This window comes from Bdellovibrio sp. ZAP7, assembly GCF_006874645.1.
Classification (GTDB): domain Bacteria; phylum Bdellovibrionota; class Bdellovibrionia; order Bdellovibrionales; family Bdellovibrionaceae; genus Bdellovibrio.
In genome coordinates this window covers 1,287,060-1,300,628 of sequence record NZ_CP030082.1, presented here as the reverse complement: position 1 = coordinate 1,300,628, position 13,569 = coordinate 1,287,060, and the positions used below count along the sequence as shown (strand labels likewise).

14 protein-coding genes and 1 riboswitch are annotated in these 13,569 nt (G+C 46.0%); of the genes, 5 read left to right on the top strand and 9 right to left on the bottom strand.

Features of this window, described 5'->3' with window-relative positions; all coding sequences use genetic code 11:
- Positions 1-10 precede the first annotated feature (10 nt).
- Positions 11-108: riboswitch (purine riboswitch) on the bottom strand.
- A 186-nt stretch (positions 109-294) separates the two neighbouring features.
- The gene (locus DOM22_RS06365) at positions 295-717 is read left to right on the top strand and encodes a DoxX family protein (RefSeq protein ID WP_142699565.1); all 423 of its coding nucleotides are present in this window, start codon (positions 295-297) and stop codon (positions 715-717) included.
- 35 nt (positions 718-752) lie between these two features.
- Here DOM22_RS06365 and DOM22_RS06360 read toward each other — a convergent pair whose 3' ends face one another.
- The 3 genes from DOM22_RS06360 to DOM22_RS06350 form a co-directional block, all read right to left on the bottom strand.
- Positions 753-1,385, bottom strand: a complete 633-nt coding sequence (locus DOM22_RS06360) for a general secretion pathway protein GspD (RefSeq protein ID WP_142699564.1) — start codon at positions 1,383-1,385, stop codon at positions 753-755.
- 170 nt (positions 1,386-1,555) lie between these two features.
- Positions 1,556-2,281, bottom strand: coding sequence for a HEAT repeat domain-containing protein (locus DOM22_RS06355; RefSeq protein ID WP_142699563.1), 726 nt, complete (start codon positions 2,279-2,281; stop codon positions 1,556-1,558).
- A gap of 6 nt (positions 2,282-2,287) precedes the next feature.
- Positions 2,288-3,271 (bottom strand): hypothetical protein, encoded by a 984-nt coding sequence (locus tag DOM22_RS06350; RefSeq protein ID WP_142699562.1) that lies wholly within the window; start codon positions 3,269-3,271, stop codon positions 2,288-2,290.
- A gap of 87 nt (positions 3,272-3,358) precedes the next feature.
- Between DOM22_RS06350 and DOM22_RS06345 the strand changes: the two genes are divergently transcribed.
- A complete protein-coding gene (locus tag DOM22_RS06345) occupies positions 3,359-4,699 on the top strand; it encodes a dihydroorotase (RefSeq protein ID WP_142699561.1) in 1,341 nt (446 codons plus the stop codon).
- Positions 4,699-5,331, top strand: coding sequence for an inner membrane-spanning protein YciB (locus DOM22_RS06340; RefSeq protein WP_246845868.1), 633 nt, complete (start codon positions 4,699-4,701; stop codon positions 5,329-5,331). The genes DOM22_RS06345 and DOM22_RS06340 overlap by 1 nt, the downstream gene beginning before the upstream one ends.
- Here the strand turns inward: DOM22_RS06340 and chrA are convergent.
- The 5 genes from chrA to DOM22_RS06315 form a co-directional block, all read right to left on the bottom strand.
- Entirely contained in the window at positions 5,325-6,476 is a 1,152-nt protein-coding gene (chrA, locus tag DOM22_RS06335; RefSeq protein WP_246845867.1) for a chromate efflux transporter, read from the bottom strand. The genes DOM22_RS06340 and chrA overlap by 7 nt on opposite strands.
- 32 nt (positions 6,477-6,508) lie before the next feature.
- Complete coding sequence (locus DOM22_RS06330) at positions 6,509-7,258, bottom strand: tRNA-uridine aminocarboxypropyltransferase (protein WP_142699559.1); 750 nt, start codon at positions 7,256-7,258, stop codon at positions 6,509-6,511.
- A 6-nt stretch (positions 7,259-7,264) separates the two neighbouring features.
- Positions 7,265-8,077: an enoyl-CoA hydratase-related protein gene (locus tag DOM22_RS06325; RefSeq protein WP_142699558.1), complete on the bottom strand. Its 813-nt coding sequence runs from the start codon at positions 8,075-8,077 to the stop codon at positions 7,265-7,267.
- A gap of 11 nt (positions 8,078-8,088) precedes the next feature.
- Positions 8,089-8,868, bottom strand: coding sequence for a PilZ domain-containing protein (locus DOM22_RS06320; RefSeq protein WP_142699557.1), 780 nt, complete (start codon positions 8,866-8,868; stop codon positions 8,089-8,091).
- A 103-nt stretch (positions 8,869-8,971) separates the two neighbouring features.
- Positions 8,972-10,507 (bottom strand): S8 family serine peptidase, encoded by a 1,536-nt coding sequence (locus tag DOM22_RS06315; protein WP_142699556.1) that lies wholly within the window; start codon positions 10,505-10,507, stop codon positions 8,972-8,974.
- A 167-nt stretch (positions 10,508-10,674) separates the two neighbouring features.
- Between DOM22_RS06315 and DOM22_RS06310 the strand changes: the two genes are divergently transcribed.
- Positions 10,675-11,466: an undecaprenyl-diphosphate phosphatase gene (locus tag DOM22_RS06310; protein WP_142699555.1), complete on the top strand. Its 792-nt coding sequence runs from the start codon at positions 10,675-10,677 to the stop codon at positions 11,464-11,466.
- Between the two features lie 13 nt (positions 11,467-11,479).
- Positions 11,480-12,646 carry a mechanosensitive ion channel family protein gene (locus DOM22_RS06305; protein ID WP_142699554.1) on the top strand — a complete coding sequence of 389 codons (1,167 nt, stop codon included), beginning with the start codon at positions 11,480-11,482 and terminating at the stop codon, positions 12,644-12,646.
- Between the two features lie 32 nt (positions 12,647-12,678).
- Here DOM22_RS06305 and DOM22_RS06300 read toward each other — a convergent pair whose 3' ends face one another.
- Entirely contained in the window at positions 12,679-13,350 is a 672-nt protein-coding gene (locus DOM22_RS06300) for an ATP-dependent Clp protease proteolytic subunit (protein WP_256373508.1), read from the bottom strand.
- Between the last annotated feature and the right edge of the window lie 219 nt (positions 13,351-13,569).

Below are 13,569 nucleotides of genomic sequence, written 5' to 3'. Positions count from 1 at the left end.
AATTTATGTGTCAGTTAATAATCATTCCGATAGTCAACTTTTTGAGGAAGTTGGTAGAGACATTCAACCAGATCTTGAATTTATAAAGGACGTATTAACGGCGGTGAAAGTAACAGCAGAGTTAAGGATTGGCAATGCACTTTGTCGATAGCGATATTTCCTCAAAAACTGCCTGATAGTAAGCGCCAGTACTTAGAAGTGTTAAATACCCCCATTTCAGCCGCTGTATTTGGTTGCCATTAGGACGCGAACAAGAAATTCTTTTAACGAACAAACTCACAAGAGGGGCACATCATGAACATTAAGAATTTTATTTTCGCGACGAATACAGGAACCACGGGACAAGTTGGCTTGGCCATCTTCCGGATTTTTGTCGGCTTAGTTATGGCATTCGTTCACGGACTGGGTAAGTTCCCCATTTCCGAACAACTGATTCAAGGTGTGGCTTCGGTGGGTTTTCCGATGCCAGTGATGTTCGCCCATGCAGCGGCACTCAGTGAACTGGTCGGCGGAGTTTTATTGGCGTTGGGTTTATTGACTCGCCCGGCGGCGATTTTTATGGCTTTCACGATGTTTGTTGCGGGAACTTTCGTGCATGCAGCCGATCCCTTTAACGTGAAAGAGTTGGCGTTTCTTTACATGTTCGTCTGTATTTTCTTTGCTTGTTATGGTGGCGGTAGATTTTCAATCGATAACAAAATGGGCAGCAAAGTCTAAGAAAAAAAAGGCAGCTTCATCAGCTGCCTTTTTTTTTAGTTTGAAGTTTTAGTTTCTTCTTTTTTCTTAGAGGCTTCCCTTTTCATGGAACCTTTTTTATCCTCTGCCGCTAATTTGGCTGCGGCCGGATCTGCTGGTTTATCAAGTTCTTTCAAAATTGCCGCCATACGGTTCAGATTCGAAGTCCAATCTGTAAAGATGATCTGATTGTTTTTATCGAATGTGTTCATTTCGCCATCTCTAGAAGGCATGATTCGGACACTGCGATTGACTTCAGCAGCTGCGATATTCTTAAAAGTATAAATCCAAGTCGCCATTCTTTCAGGCTTTAATGCCGGAACTTCGGTGCTAACTTCAATCAAATCACGTTGAATGTTGCGAGCAGATTTCACGATCATAGTGTCGCCTTGCTTACTGATCGCAAAACCATTCACGGCCAAAGCTGAAGACAATTGATTGAAGGCTTCTTCAGTCGTAATGGGCTCTTGGACAAAAATGGACGCCTTACCACGAACAGAAGGATCCACGACGAATTTCTGTCCTGTCGATTTCGAATAAGCTTCGATCATTTTGCTAACTTCAGTGTCTAAGAAGTTAAATTTGATTTTATCTGAGGCACTCGCAGCCACAACTGACAAAGACAAAAGGGCTAAGATGATCCATTTCATAGAAACGCTCCTTGTAGCATTGAAAATGCTCCTAATATGTAAGAAGCATCATATATTCGAGTTTTCAGAGATTGAAGTCCTGACATGGAAGGACGGGACCACTTCATGAAGACTTATTGTATTCAGTGTTCCAGGAAATAAAAAAGGCAGCTGGGGCGCTGCCTTTTTTTCTATAGCTTTTCTTTTTTAACGTAGTCTTTCCACAGACTCACGAGTTCGCTTTGCTTAAGCTTGGTTTCCCCGAGCTTAACCCCGGTTAGTTTTTGCAGGCCGCGCACCGCTGGCAGCTGAACTCTTTGGTCATTATCCGTTAAAAGACCCGCGAAAGTCTTCATTTCGCTATCCATTGGTTTTTTCGCTAATTGCTCAACGATCTGATGACGGATCCAAAGGCTTTGTTTGTTTTTAAAGTTATAATCTTTATTCAACTCTTCCCACAAAAGGCCACGAGTCTCATCAGACATATTTTTACCCAAAACCTCAACCGCAGCAGAACGAACCACCAGGGCTTTATCCTTCACCAGCTTTTGCGCCAATTTATCAGCTTGAGTTGGGTTTACTTCAGACAAAGCAATCAAAGCGGCATTTCTCATATACCACTGATCATGGGAGCCGGCTTTCAAAAGATCCGCCGTGGCTTCAAGGCGTTTTGCTTCTGCAGCTCCCATCAAAGCCTTCCAACGAATATTCATCGGCTGCTTGTCACTGAAGGCCAAAGAAATAAAACTGTCATAGAATTTAGGGTTGCCATCGATCGCCATGCGACGATTTTCCCCTGGCAAATTCAGGACTTCCATTGCGGAACTTAAAGTATCAGGTGAAGGAATGTTTTTAGCTGCGAAAGCGCTTGAAGAAAAACCGATAAACAAAACGGGCAACAGGATTTTCGTATTCATGATGACCTAACTTTTCTTGTTAACGAAGTTTTCAAACTCATCCATCAATTGGCTATCTTCAGTGGATTTTCCTGCGGCGGCTTCACCTTTTCCGGCTTTTTCCGCGACGGAATCAAGGTCCTTTTTTTGGTTTTCTACCGCGGCCGCAAACTCTTTCATCAATTCATCATCGATAATAGATTCGGATTCTGCCGATGCGGCTTCCGTTGCCGCAACTTCGGGAGCAGGTTCAGCAGCTGCCGGAGTTGCTTCTGCCTCCGCGGCTGCAATTGCTGCGTCAACATCGGCTTCAGTGATCCCTGGCTCAGCGGCTACTTCAGGAGCTGGAGTCGGTTCCGGAGTTGGCGCAGGAGCCGGAGCAGCTTCAGCAACTGGAGCTGCCGGAGTCGGCGCTGGCGCTGGTGCCGGAGGTGCTTGCTTCAAGCTAGTGAGTTCAGTTTTGAGCTGTTCGTTTTCTTCTTTATAACGAGAAAGATCAGCGATGTCTTCGCTGATAATTTCGTATTCCGCCAAACGAGCTTCAAGATCTTTGATTTTATTGTCAAGTGCAGAAGTATCAACTGCTGCAGCTGGAGCCGCATCTCCACCACCCGCTGGCGGATTCGCCTGCAGTTCGGCAACTTTTTTCTCAGCAATTTGCAGTTCCGCACGGATCACTTCAAGTTCTTTAATGTTTTCCGTGAGACTCAATTTAAGTTGCTGAACCTCTTCAGGGGATTCACCGTGACCGGCCGCGCCGTCTTTAAACGCAGCAGCCAAGGCTTCATCGCCCGTTTTTGGTGCATGACCTTGACTATCCAAAATCTTTTGCAGAGTCTTTTCCAACTGAGCTGAATCTAATCCGCCACCCAGGCCGGAATCAGCATCTTTTTTACCGAAAAATCCGCGATATCCCACGAAAAGACCTAGCAGAATAATCGCTGCTACTAAGCCTTCAATGATGGCTACATTGTGCTGACTGAAAAAATGAAGAATTTGGTCGATTGTCACAATCCAAATTCTCGTCTATCAGCCGTTTGTCGTCAATGCTAGACCTTTGATCCAGTCTGGTGGTACAGTCCCCTCATTGAGGTGTCTATGTACGACATAATAATCAGAGGCGGAACCTGTTTACTTCCCCACCCCTCCAACATCGGTTTGATTGAACAACAGGCCGACATCGGAATTAGCAACGGCCGCATCACTAAGATTCGCGAAAAAATCTTCGACTCTGCACCATGCATGATCGATGCAACTGGACTCCACATCTTGCCTGGCGTGATCGATAGCCAAGTGCATTTCCGCGAACCCGGCTTAACCCACAAGGAAGACCTGGAAACCGGCACCAAAGCAGCCGTTTTGGGTGGAGTGACGAGCATTTTTGAAATGCCCAACACCAACCCTCCCACAACCACGGTCGCTCACTTTCAAGATAAATTGGATATGGCAAAAAACCGTGCGCATGCGAACTATGCGTTCTTTGCCGGAGCTTCTCACGATAATGTGGGTATTTTGCAAAACCTGGAAATCTTGCCCCATTGCTCTGGGATCAAAATCTTCATGGGCAGCTCCACCGGAAGCCTGTTAGTTGAAGACGATGAGACGCTGGAAAATATTTTAAATCAGGGCCATCGTCGAGTCATCGTTCACAGCGAAGACGAGATGCGCCTGCGCGAGCGCCGTCATATCGCAGTTGAAATGGCTGATGTTCACTATCATCCGGTATGGCGAGACGTTGAAACGGCAGTGAACTCAACCCAACGTTTGCTACGTTTGGCTCGCAAAACGGGTCGTAAAATCCACGTTCTGCATGTTTCCACAGCTGAAGAAATGGACATCTTGCAGAATGCAAAAGATATCTCCACTGTCGAAGTTCTGCCTCAGCATTTAACATTATATGCTCCTGATTGTTACGACCGTTTGGGAACATACGCGCAACAAAATCCACCGATCCGTGAAAAACGTCACTTGGATCGTCTGTGGAAGGCCTTGCAAGATGGAACAGTAGATGTGATCGGGTCCGATCATGCGCCTCACACTCGCGAAGAAAAAGACCGTCCTTACCCAGCAAGTCCTTCGGGAGTTCCTGGTGTGCAAACGTTGGTTCCGATTATGCTGAACCACGTCCATGAAGGCCGCTTGTCTTTGCAAAAGTTCGTGGAACTGGTCACTGAAAACCCTTGCCGCGTGTTCAACGTCAAAAACAAAGGACGCCTGCGCGAAGGTTATGATGCCGACATCACGATCGTGGATTTGAAAAAGCAGATGACGATTGATAATTCCTGGATTGCGAGCCGCTGCGGATGGACCCCATTCCATGGCATGCAAGTGACTGGTTGGGTCACTCACACAGTGGTATCTGGAAAATTAGCGCATGCTCACGGTGAAATTGTGGAAGCACATTCTGGAACTGCGGTGAATTTCGAGGGCACTCTTTAATGCAGCAGAATTCTGCCAAATCTAAAGCCATGGCGGTCTTTTTCGCCGGGCTTTTGCCGGTTATTGCCTTTACAGTTATTGAAGATCAGTACGGCACCATCGCGGGTTTGATCGCCGGGATGGTATTTGGTGTGGGCGAAATTTGCTTTGAACTTTATAAGCATAAAAAAGTTCAGAAGATCACTTGGATTGGTAACGGATTGTTATTGGTTTTGGGTGGTGTCTCTTTAATTTCCGACGAAGGCATCTGGTTTAAAATGCAACCCGCGATCATGGAAGCAGCCTTTGCGATTGCTTTGTGGGTTTCGTGGTTTATTAAAAAGCCATTGATTGTGGTATTAGCTGAACAACAAGGACAGAAACTTCCAGAGTTCATGAAAACTCGCATGAGTGGCATGACTTTCCGAATGGGGATCTTTTTTGCCGCGCACGCGGTCCTGGCAACTTGGGCTGCCCTTCACTGGAGCTCGAATGCTTGGGCTCTGCTTAAAGGCGTGGGGCTAACAGTCAGCTTGATCGTCTATATGTTGCTGGAAGTTTTATACATCCGCAGATCCGCGATGAAGGCTTTAACACCTGAACAAATCGCCGAACAAATCAAAAAAATTCAAGAAGAACAGCAAAGTCAATAAAGGACCGCACCGGCCAGTGCGCCTAAGATGACGACGGCCCATGATGGTGCTTTTGCGAACAGCAAAAGAACGAAGCAGATTATGGCTAAAATAAAATCTTTCACTGTGAAAATGGCGCTGGTCCAAACAGGATTGTAAAAAGCTGCGATCAAAAGTCCGACGACGGAGGCATTGATTCCTGCCACTGCGAAGCGCATTTTTTTAATGCGGCGGAGCTTTTCCCAGAACGGCAGCACTCCGAACACTATTAAAAAGGATGGCAAGAAGACGGCAATCAAGCAGGCAGCGGCACCGAATACCCCGGTTAAGTTTGTCGTTAGAATAGCACCTAGATAGGCCGCGAAAGTAAAAAGTGGTCCCGGCACTGCTTGCGCGGCTCCGTATCCCGCCATGAAGGCATCACTACTCACCCATCCGGTATTCACTACTTCCGCTTTCAAAAGGGGCAGTACCACATGACCGCCACCGAAAACCAAAGAGCCCGTGCGATAAAAACTGTCGATGACTTTTGCTGACTCGTTCATGGAACCAAGAAGTGGCAGAACGAAAAGCAATCCCGCAAACAGAACCAATGAAATCACTCCTGCGCGATGACTTAACGGAACTCGAATCGATGTGTGCGGAAGGCTTGAAACATTTTTAACCAAGATCAATCCCAAGATCGCACCCAAAACAATGACTCCGATTTGTACTAACGCCGAAGAAAATGAAAGCGTCAATGCCGCAGCGGTCACTGCAATTGCCGCGCGCTTAAAATCAGGAGTGAGACTTTTGGCCATACCCCAGATGGCTTGCGCGACGACAGCGACTGCGACGACTTTCAAACCATGAAGCCCACCACTTTTTAAACTTCCCCCGTAAGCGGCGACACCAAAAGCAAATGTCATCAACACAATTGCTGACGGCAAAGTAAAGCCCACCCATGCGGCGATCGCTCCGGCAATTCCAGCCCTGGAAAGTCCGATAGAAATTCCCACTTGGCTGCTCGCAGGTCCTGGTAAAAACTGACAAAGGGCTACAATATCCGCATAGGAATGGTCATCAAACCATTTTCTTTTTTCGACAAATTCATCGCGGAAATACCCCAGATGGGCGATCGGCCCACCGAATGAAGTAAGTCCCAAGCGCAGGAAAATCCAGAACACTTCTAATATTTGTCCCAGATGAACTCCGATCCTTAAAAGACTTTTCCAGTCAGCCCCAGTTGTTTTTTAAGATCGCGACTGTATCTAAGATGTCTTGGTTTTGCTTCGCCACTTTTAGCGCACTCGATTTGGCGTTCGACCATTTTATCGAAAACATAAAGCAAGTCATCATGACGACGAGAATGAACATCGAATCCTAACACACCACCGACAAGCTCGATTGTTTGGTGTATCGCTTCAATCGTGGAATAGCAAAAAGACTTAGGCTGCTTGCGCACCCGGAAATTAGAAGGCTTATCCGGAGAAAAACAAATTCTGGGAATCGCCTGCAGATTCGTGCTTTGACGAATGGTTTTTACTGCTGTCGCCCACGTCCCGTCGATGACAAACAAAGTCAGACGCTTTCCAGGGGGCACCAGTTCGGCTTTTTGCGTTTCAGACATTTCACTTAAATTAGCAGAATTCTTTCCCGGATAAAGCATCACGCAATGACGACCGGGATCCTGCAAAAGTTCATTCACTTCAGCATCATTCGAATAATCCTGGCCACGAATCAAGAAGGAGTTATCCAAAACAAGGTACGACATGCGGCCTGTGGCAATTCTGCGCTTCATCTCGATCGGATGAATCAAAATCACCACATCCATTCCTGGATCAAAGGATTTCACATGTTCGCAGTAACAGCTAAAGGAAGGCTGCACGCAAGCATCACACAGCTCCCGATAAACGGGACCCGTGGTTTTTAATTTTTCTTTATTGGATAAATAGGTCTGCAGATCCATCAAAGATTATTTCCCACTGAATTCAGGGGATTTCTTTTCTTTGATAGCTTGCAGAGCGATGAAATGATCTTGGGTTCTTTGCGTGATCCCTTGATAAGCGGCAGCTTGCTCCAAAACGTTATTGGCATCTTGCAAGTAGGCAGCCTTCATCAATTTCTTGGTCATTTGCACGGCTACTGGTGCATTAGCAGCAATTTTCTCCGCCACTTTTTCAGTTTCCGCAACTAAATCTCCAGAAGCGTAATAGTTCAGAAGTCCCCACTTAAAGGCTTCCTCCCCCACAACCAAATCTGCCGTTAAAGACATCTGCATCGCGCGGGAATATCCAATCACTCTTTGCAAAAAGAAGCTGCCCCCATCACCCGGCACCAAACCCAATTTTACAAAAGTTTCGCCGAATTTGGATTTATCAGATCCCACGCGCAGATCACACATCATCGCCAGATCACAGCCTGCCCCAATCGCGGCACCGTTCACCATAGCAATCAGCGGAGTGGATAGTTCCTCGATGCATTTTGGAATTTGCTGAATACCGTGGATATAACGCATGCGAAGTTCGTTGGGCTCCCCCGCGAACATTCCGGTTTTATTTTCCATGGCTTTGACGTCACCACCGGCGCAAAAGTTCGCGCCTTCGCCGGTTAGGACGATCACTCGAACTTCAGAATCAAAATCGGCATGGCGAAGAACTTTGGTCAAAGAATCGATCATCTCGTAAGTGATCGCATTACTTTGTTCAGGATTATCCAAAGTCACCCACAGTTGATGTTTCTTAAAAGACACCTTCAAATGCGGGAAACTTTGCGAATAAAAAGACATGTACTTGGATCCTATTTTTTAGGGAACAAGCCTTCTCGATTTTTGAAGACCTTTTTAAGCCAAACGCCGAAGCTGTCGTCAGGTCCCGGCAAGCGCTCAGGAACCATTTGGCCACGAGAACTTAACTTACTACAAAGTGCCTTCACTTCAGAAGGAGAATCCAACTCTTTATACTGGATGCCGTAACCATCGCCTGTTGCTTTTTTGAAAACTACGGTGCCCAGACCCTTATAAGTGACACCCTCAAATTGCCATTCAAGGTTCACGCTTTGATCTTCAAAAAGATTCAATGACGTGCGAACAAACATACCACCTTTAGAGATATTGCTGATTTCGCCTTCAGAACCGTTCACCATCACTGGATTTTTAAAAACAAAACGAGGTGCTGCTTCCCACCAACGCATTCTTGGGTCGAAGTAAACTTGGCGAACTGCTGGTACCACAAAGTAGGCCACCGCCAAAAGATCCACCACCAAAACACCTAATAAATAGAAGAAGTTCAACCAACTCATGCTGTTAATGAACGCCATCACGTTAGTGATAAAGATAATCAACAAGCAGCCAAGATACGCCCAGTAGGACCAGCGTTTACAAAGGTAGATGAAGATCCCCGCCAAGATTGGCAAAAGGACATAAATAACCATGAACATGGGTGGAAGTACTTTTGTCCAAAAATACCACTGTGCTTCGAAGGTGCGTCCCGCTCGGACCGCATTAAAGATAAAGCTTCCAAGAGGCGCGATGATGTGAAGAAGTGCGAGTACGATGATGGCCCAAGGTTTTCTTTTCATATGACATTAATTATTAAGAAATATTCGCATTCACACAACAAAAAAGAAAAGGGCTCCTAAATGGAGCCCTTCCTTGGAATCAAACTCTTATGTTTCCCTGAAACTATTGTTTACAGAATGGAAGATCTGGTTTGATTTGGCAGATGATATCGCACATTGACTGATCGCCAATTGGGCAAGAACCATCGCCTGGGTTACCCGGGTTGCCTGGATCAGGATTACCTGGGTTTTGAGAAGCTTTTTTGCCTACATTGATATCCAATGTAGAAGCTGTTTTACCATCAGCATCAGTCACTGTGATTGCAGTTGTCCCGTTAGACGCCGCAGTGATAACACCGCTGTCGTTTACAGATGCAACACCAGAGTTGCTGCTTGTGAATTTGAATGGTGCTTTACCGTTCAAAACAGCCAAGTTCACTGTTTCATTAGCAGCCAAAGTCGCCGCCGCTGGAACAACTACCATTTTCTTAGCCAAAACAGCGTCAACTGCGTTGAATGCATCAACACGGCAGTTACAAGCAGTTTGGATAGAAACTTTAGCACCTGTTGTTTGCAAGATCGCGCGGATCTGAGCACCCGTCAAAGAAGGGTCCTGAGATTTCATAAGAGCCACGATACCAGAAACAAGCGGAGTCGCCATAGAAGTACCAGACAAGTTGCCGTATTTATTTTTCGGCAAAGTGGACATGATGTCTTCACCAGGAGAAGCTACGTGAACAGTTGCTGTACCGTAGTTTGACCAAGATGGTTTAGCATCACTTGGACCAGAAGCTGCAACCGTAATTGAGTTCGGGAAACCGTTGTTTGCTGGGTAAACTTCAGTTGTATCGTTGTTTTTACCGTCATTTGCAGCGGCAGAAACGAAGATAACACCTTTGTCGTCAGCGCGTTTGATAGCTTCAACAAGTGGTTCAGCTTGGTTTCTTGGAATAGTCGCACCCCAAGAAGCAGAAATCACTTGCGCGCCTTTTTCAACAGCGTAGTCGATCGCTTTGATAGCGTCATTCAAATCACCAGAACCGTTTTCGCCCAAAAAGCGAAGTGGCATGATAGAGATGTTTGGAGCAATACCAACGATACCACCATCAACCAAACCAGTCGCACCGATAACACCAGCACAGTGAGTACCGTGACCTGGGTTTTGGTAAGACGTTTTGTCCATTGGGTCGTTGTTTTTATCTTTAAAGTTGTAGCCTGCTACCATATTTGGAGACAAAGCTTCGTGAGTGTAGTCAACACCAGTGTCGATAACTGCTACGATGATGCCTTTGTTACCTTTGTTACCAGCACGTTGCCATGCTTTTTCAGCGTTAACTTTGCCCATCGCCCATTGTTCACGCAATGCAGCCGTGTCAACTGAGTGAGTGAATGCTTTCATTTTTGCATTCGGTACTACGTATTCGATGCCCGGCTGAGACAACAAAGTTGCCAAAACTTGAGCTTCTTGTTTTTTCATGATGTCTACTTTAACCAAGCTTGCGTTTTGATTGTGATCCATCACGTTCAAAGCAGAAGCCGATACCAAAGACATCGAGTTCATCATATTTAGAGCGCTTGTGTTGTTGTACTTAACCAAGTATTCCCCTGCGAATGCTTGAGATCCAACCAACATTGCACCCATTAGTAATGCACGTTTCATTATTCCCTCCGTGGTTATCGAAAATCATATTCGGATTTCTTACGAAAAACAGATTTTTTTTAAACTACAGCTTATTTTAATGACACGTGTGATCGAAAGTTGAACACGGCAATGAAGCTTACAAGAATATTGCGGGCTGATGATCAACATTGAAACTCGAGGCATCCGTGAGCTATTTGCATTCTATTATTTTAGGTATCGTTGAAGGAATCACCGAGTTCCTACCCATCTCATCCACTGGTCACATGATCATCGCAAGCTCGATGATGGGCATTGAGGAAAACACTTTTACCAAAGCTTTTGAGGTCATCATTCAGTTCGGCGCGATTTTGTCAGTACTAGTTTTGTACTGGAAACGCTTCCTACCAAACTGGAGCTTTTATAAAAAATTGTTCGTGGCCTTCCTGCCGACTGCCATCATTGGTTTTTTGGCCAAGGATGTGGTTGAGCACCTTTTGGGTAACGTACAAGTTGTGGCTTGGTCTTTGATTCTGGGGGGATTAGTCCTCGTGTGGTCCGACAAGGCATTTGCACATCTGACAGCAGTGGGTCGCACAACGAACGATCTGAATTATAAAGACTCCGTGAAGCTGGGCTTATTTCAGGCGATCGCGATGATTCCCGGTGTTTCTCGTTCGGGTGCTACGATCATGGGGGGCTTGACGTTAGGAATGAATAAAAAAGAAGCGGCAGAGTTTTCTTTCTTTTTAGCAGTTCCGACGATGGCCGCTGCCACTTTGTACAAGCTTTTGAAAATTTATAAAACAATCGAACCTCAGCAGATCAATATCTTGCTGGTGGGTTTGGTGGTTTCATTTATCGTGGCCATGGTTGCGATTAAGTTCTTCATCGGTGTTGTGAGCCGTTACGGTTTCCGCGGTTTTGGTTATTATCGTATTGTATTAGGTATTGTGATCCTGGTTTTGATCTATACAGGTCATGACCTGCAAATGAACTAATTGAGGTGCACGCATGGAAAAGTTCTTATTTGAAGGTACACAGTGGTTTTCTACCGAGTTCACGTCTTTCTTAAAGCATTCCTATCTGGTGATGCCTAATTGGAAGTGGATTATCCTGATCGGCGGCATTGTTGCCGGTTTTGCACTCCGCCCGATTGTTCAGTGGTGCTTTAAACAATTAAAGATCCATAACCCGATCGCTAAAAAATTCGTTAAAAGTTTTACGGCGTATTTCTTTAGATTTGAAATCGAACGCCCTTTAGCCTGGATTTTTATCATTCTGTTGTGGTTTGCAATTGATGATGCCATCGAAGTCAGCGGTAAGTTTGAAACTTATTACGAGTACATCCTAAAAGGCATGCTGGGCTTCCACGTGATCCGCCTGGTTTATTACTGCGTGGACGCTTTGGGTTTTGTTTTCGCCGATGTGGCAGCAAAAACTGAAAGCAAAATGGATGACAACTTAGTTCCCTTTGCGACAAAAACCATGAAAGCCCTGGTGGTTATCCTGGGTTTCTTGTTGATCCTGCAAAGCTTCGGTTTAAACGTGATGTCTTTGATGGCCGGCCTGGGGCTGGGTGGTTTGGCCTTAGCCCTTGCCGCTCAGGACACGGCTGCCAATCTTTTTGGTTCAGTGACAATCCTGATCGACAACCCTTTCCAATTAGGCGACTGGGTGAAAGTAAAAGACATGGAAGGAACAGTTGAGGAGATCGGTTTCAGATCCACTCGCGTAAGAACTTTCTATAACTCCGTCATCACTATTCCCAATGCGATGATGGCTAAAGAAACCATCGACAATATGGGTGTCCGCCCTTATCGCCGCGTTCGTCAGGTCATCGGAATCGCCTACGAAACACCCCCAGACAGAATTAAAGAATTCTGCGACCGCGTTCGCTACGCAATTCGCCAGGAATCGGTGGTAGTTCCAGACACTGTGACCGTGAATTTTAATGGTTTTGCGGATTCTCAGTTAAACGTTTTGGTACAATTCCATCTTCAAGTCTTCACCGGCGCCGAAGAAATGGAACGCCAGCAAGCGATCTTTATTGAGATCTTAAAAATCGGCGCGGAACTCAAAGTCGATTTCGCCTACCCAACCCAAACGGTTTACTACCGTGGCGGCGGCGGCGACTCCGACCAACAACAGCTCCAACAACCCACTGTTCAGCCCATGTAAAACAAAAAGGGACCTATCAAGGTCCCTTTTTTTTATCCGGCGTTTTTTAAGATTCTTTTCTTTCGTGATTCAATCACTCCGTCAATTAAACCAAGCTCTTTGGCTTCTTGAGCCGTCATGTTGTGATCGCGCTCCATCAGTTTCGTCAGATGTTTGGCGCTTTGACCGGTGTGTTCTGCGTAAAGGTCGATTAATTTCTTTTTCGAGCGCACCAGTTCGCGGGCGTGGATTTCAATATCGCTCACCTGCCCGCCGATGCCGCCATCACCCAAGTGGGGCTGATGAATCAAGATACGACTGTTGGGCATGGAAAATCTTTTTCCGGGCGCCCCTGCTGATAATAGGAAAGAACCCATACTCGCAGCGACACCGATACAATAAGTCGCCACCTCACACTTGATATAATTCATAACATCATAGATCGCGAGTCCCGCCGACACCGAACCCCCGGGCGAGTTAATATACAGATGGATGTCTTTTTCTGGATTGTCTGATTCCAGGAACAACATCTGCGCGATCAAGGCGTTTGCGACCTCATCAGTTACAACGCTACCTAAAATCAGAATGCGGTCTTTTAATAGGCGCGAGTAGACGTCGTATGAGCGTTCGCCGCTTGCGGTGCTTTCGATAACATAGGGAATAGTGGCCATGGTTTCTCTCCTTTGAGTGGACGTGAGTAGGAAGACTTCGTTTGCCTGAAAGATTATGTTGCAATTCGTGTGCGCAGAACGACTCGAGAGAAAAGTGAATCAAGATGATTCACTGAATTTGTTAGCTCCAAACAGAGCGATAGAGACGCCGCAACGATGACTCATGGAATATTGCGGGTCAGACTTTTTGGGGCAGCGACAGAGCCGCGCTTGGGCTCTTTTAAACTGTGGCAACTGGCTTTTGCAGGTTTCGATATTCACCGATAAGTACAG

What these genes read in the sequence shown, in the direction of transcription:
- DOM22_RS06360 (WP_142699564.1), bottom strand. Translation starts at nt 1,385, where the DNA reads ATGAAATGGATCATCTTAGCCCTTTTGTCTTTGTCAGTTGTGGCTGCG.
- DOM22_RS06320 (WP_142699557.1), bottom strand. Translation starts at nt 8,868, where the DNA reads ATGAAAAGAAAACCTTGGGCCATCATCGTACTCGCACTTCTTCACATC.
- DOM22_RS06365 (WP_142699565.1), top strand. Translation starts at nt 295, where the DNA reads ATGAACATTAAGAATTTTATTTTCGCGACGAATACAGGAACCACGGGA.
- DOM22_RS06330 (WP_142699559.1), bottom strand. Translation starts at nt 7,258, where the DNA reads ATGGATCTGCAGACCTATTTATCCAATAAAGAAAAATTAAAAACCACG.
- DOM22_RS06340 (WP_246845868.1), top strand. Translation starts at nt 4,699, where the DNA reads ATGCAGCAGAATTCTGCCAAATCTAAAGCCATGGCGGTCTTTTTCGCC.
- DOM22_RS06305 (WP_142699554.1), top strand. Translation starts at nt 11,480, where the DNA reads ATGGAAAAGTTCTTATTTGAAGGTACACAGTGGTTTTCTACCGAGTTC.
- DOM22_RS06355 (WP_142699563.1), bottom strand. Translation starts at nt 2,281, where the DNA reads ATGAATACGAAAATCCTGTTGCCCGTTTTGTTTATCGGTTTTTCTTCA.
- DOM22_RS06325 (WP_142699558.1), bottom strand. Translation starts at nt 8,077, where the DNA reads ATGTCTTTTTATTCGCAAAGTTTCCCGCATTTGAAGGTGTCTTTTAAG.
- DOM22_RS06345 (WP_142699561.1), top strand. Translation starts at nt 3,359, where the DNA reads ATGTACGACATAATAATCAGAGGCGGAACCTGTTTACTTCCCCACCCC.
- DOM22_RS06315 (WP_142699556.1), bottom strand. Translation starts at nt 10,507, where the DNA reads ATGAAACGTGCATTACTAATGGGTGCAATGTTGGTTGGATCTCAAGCA.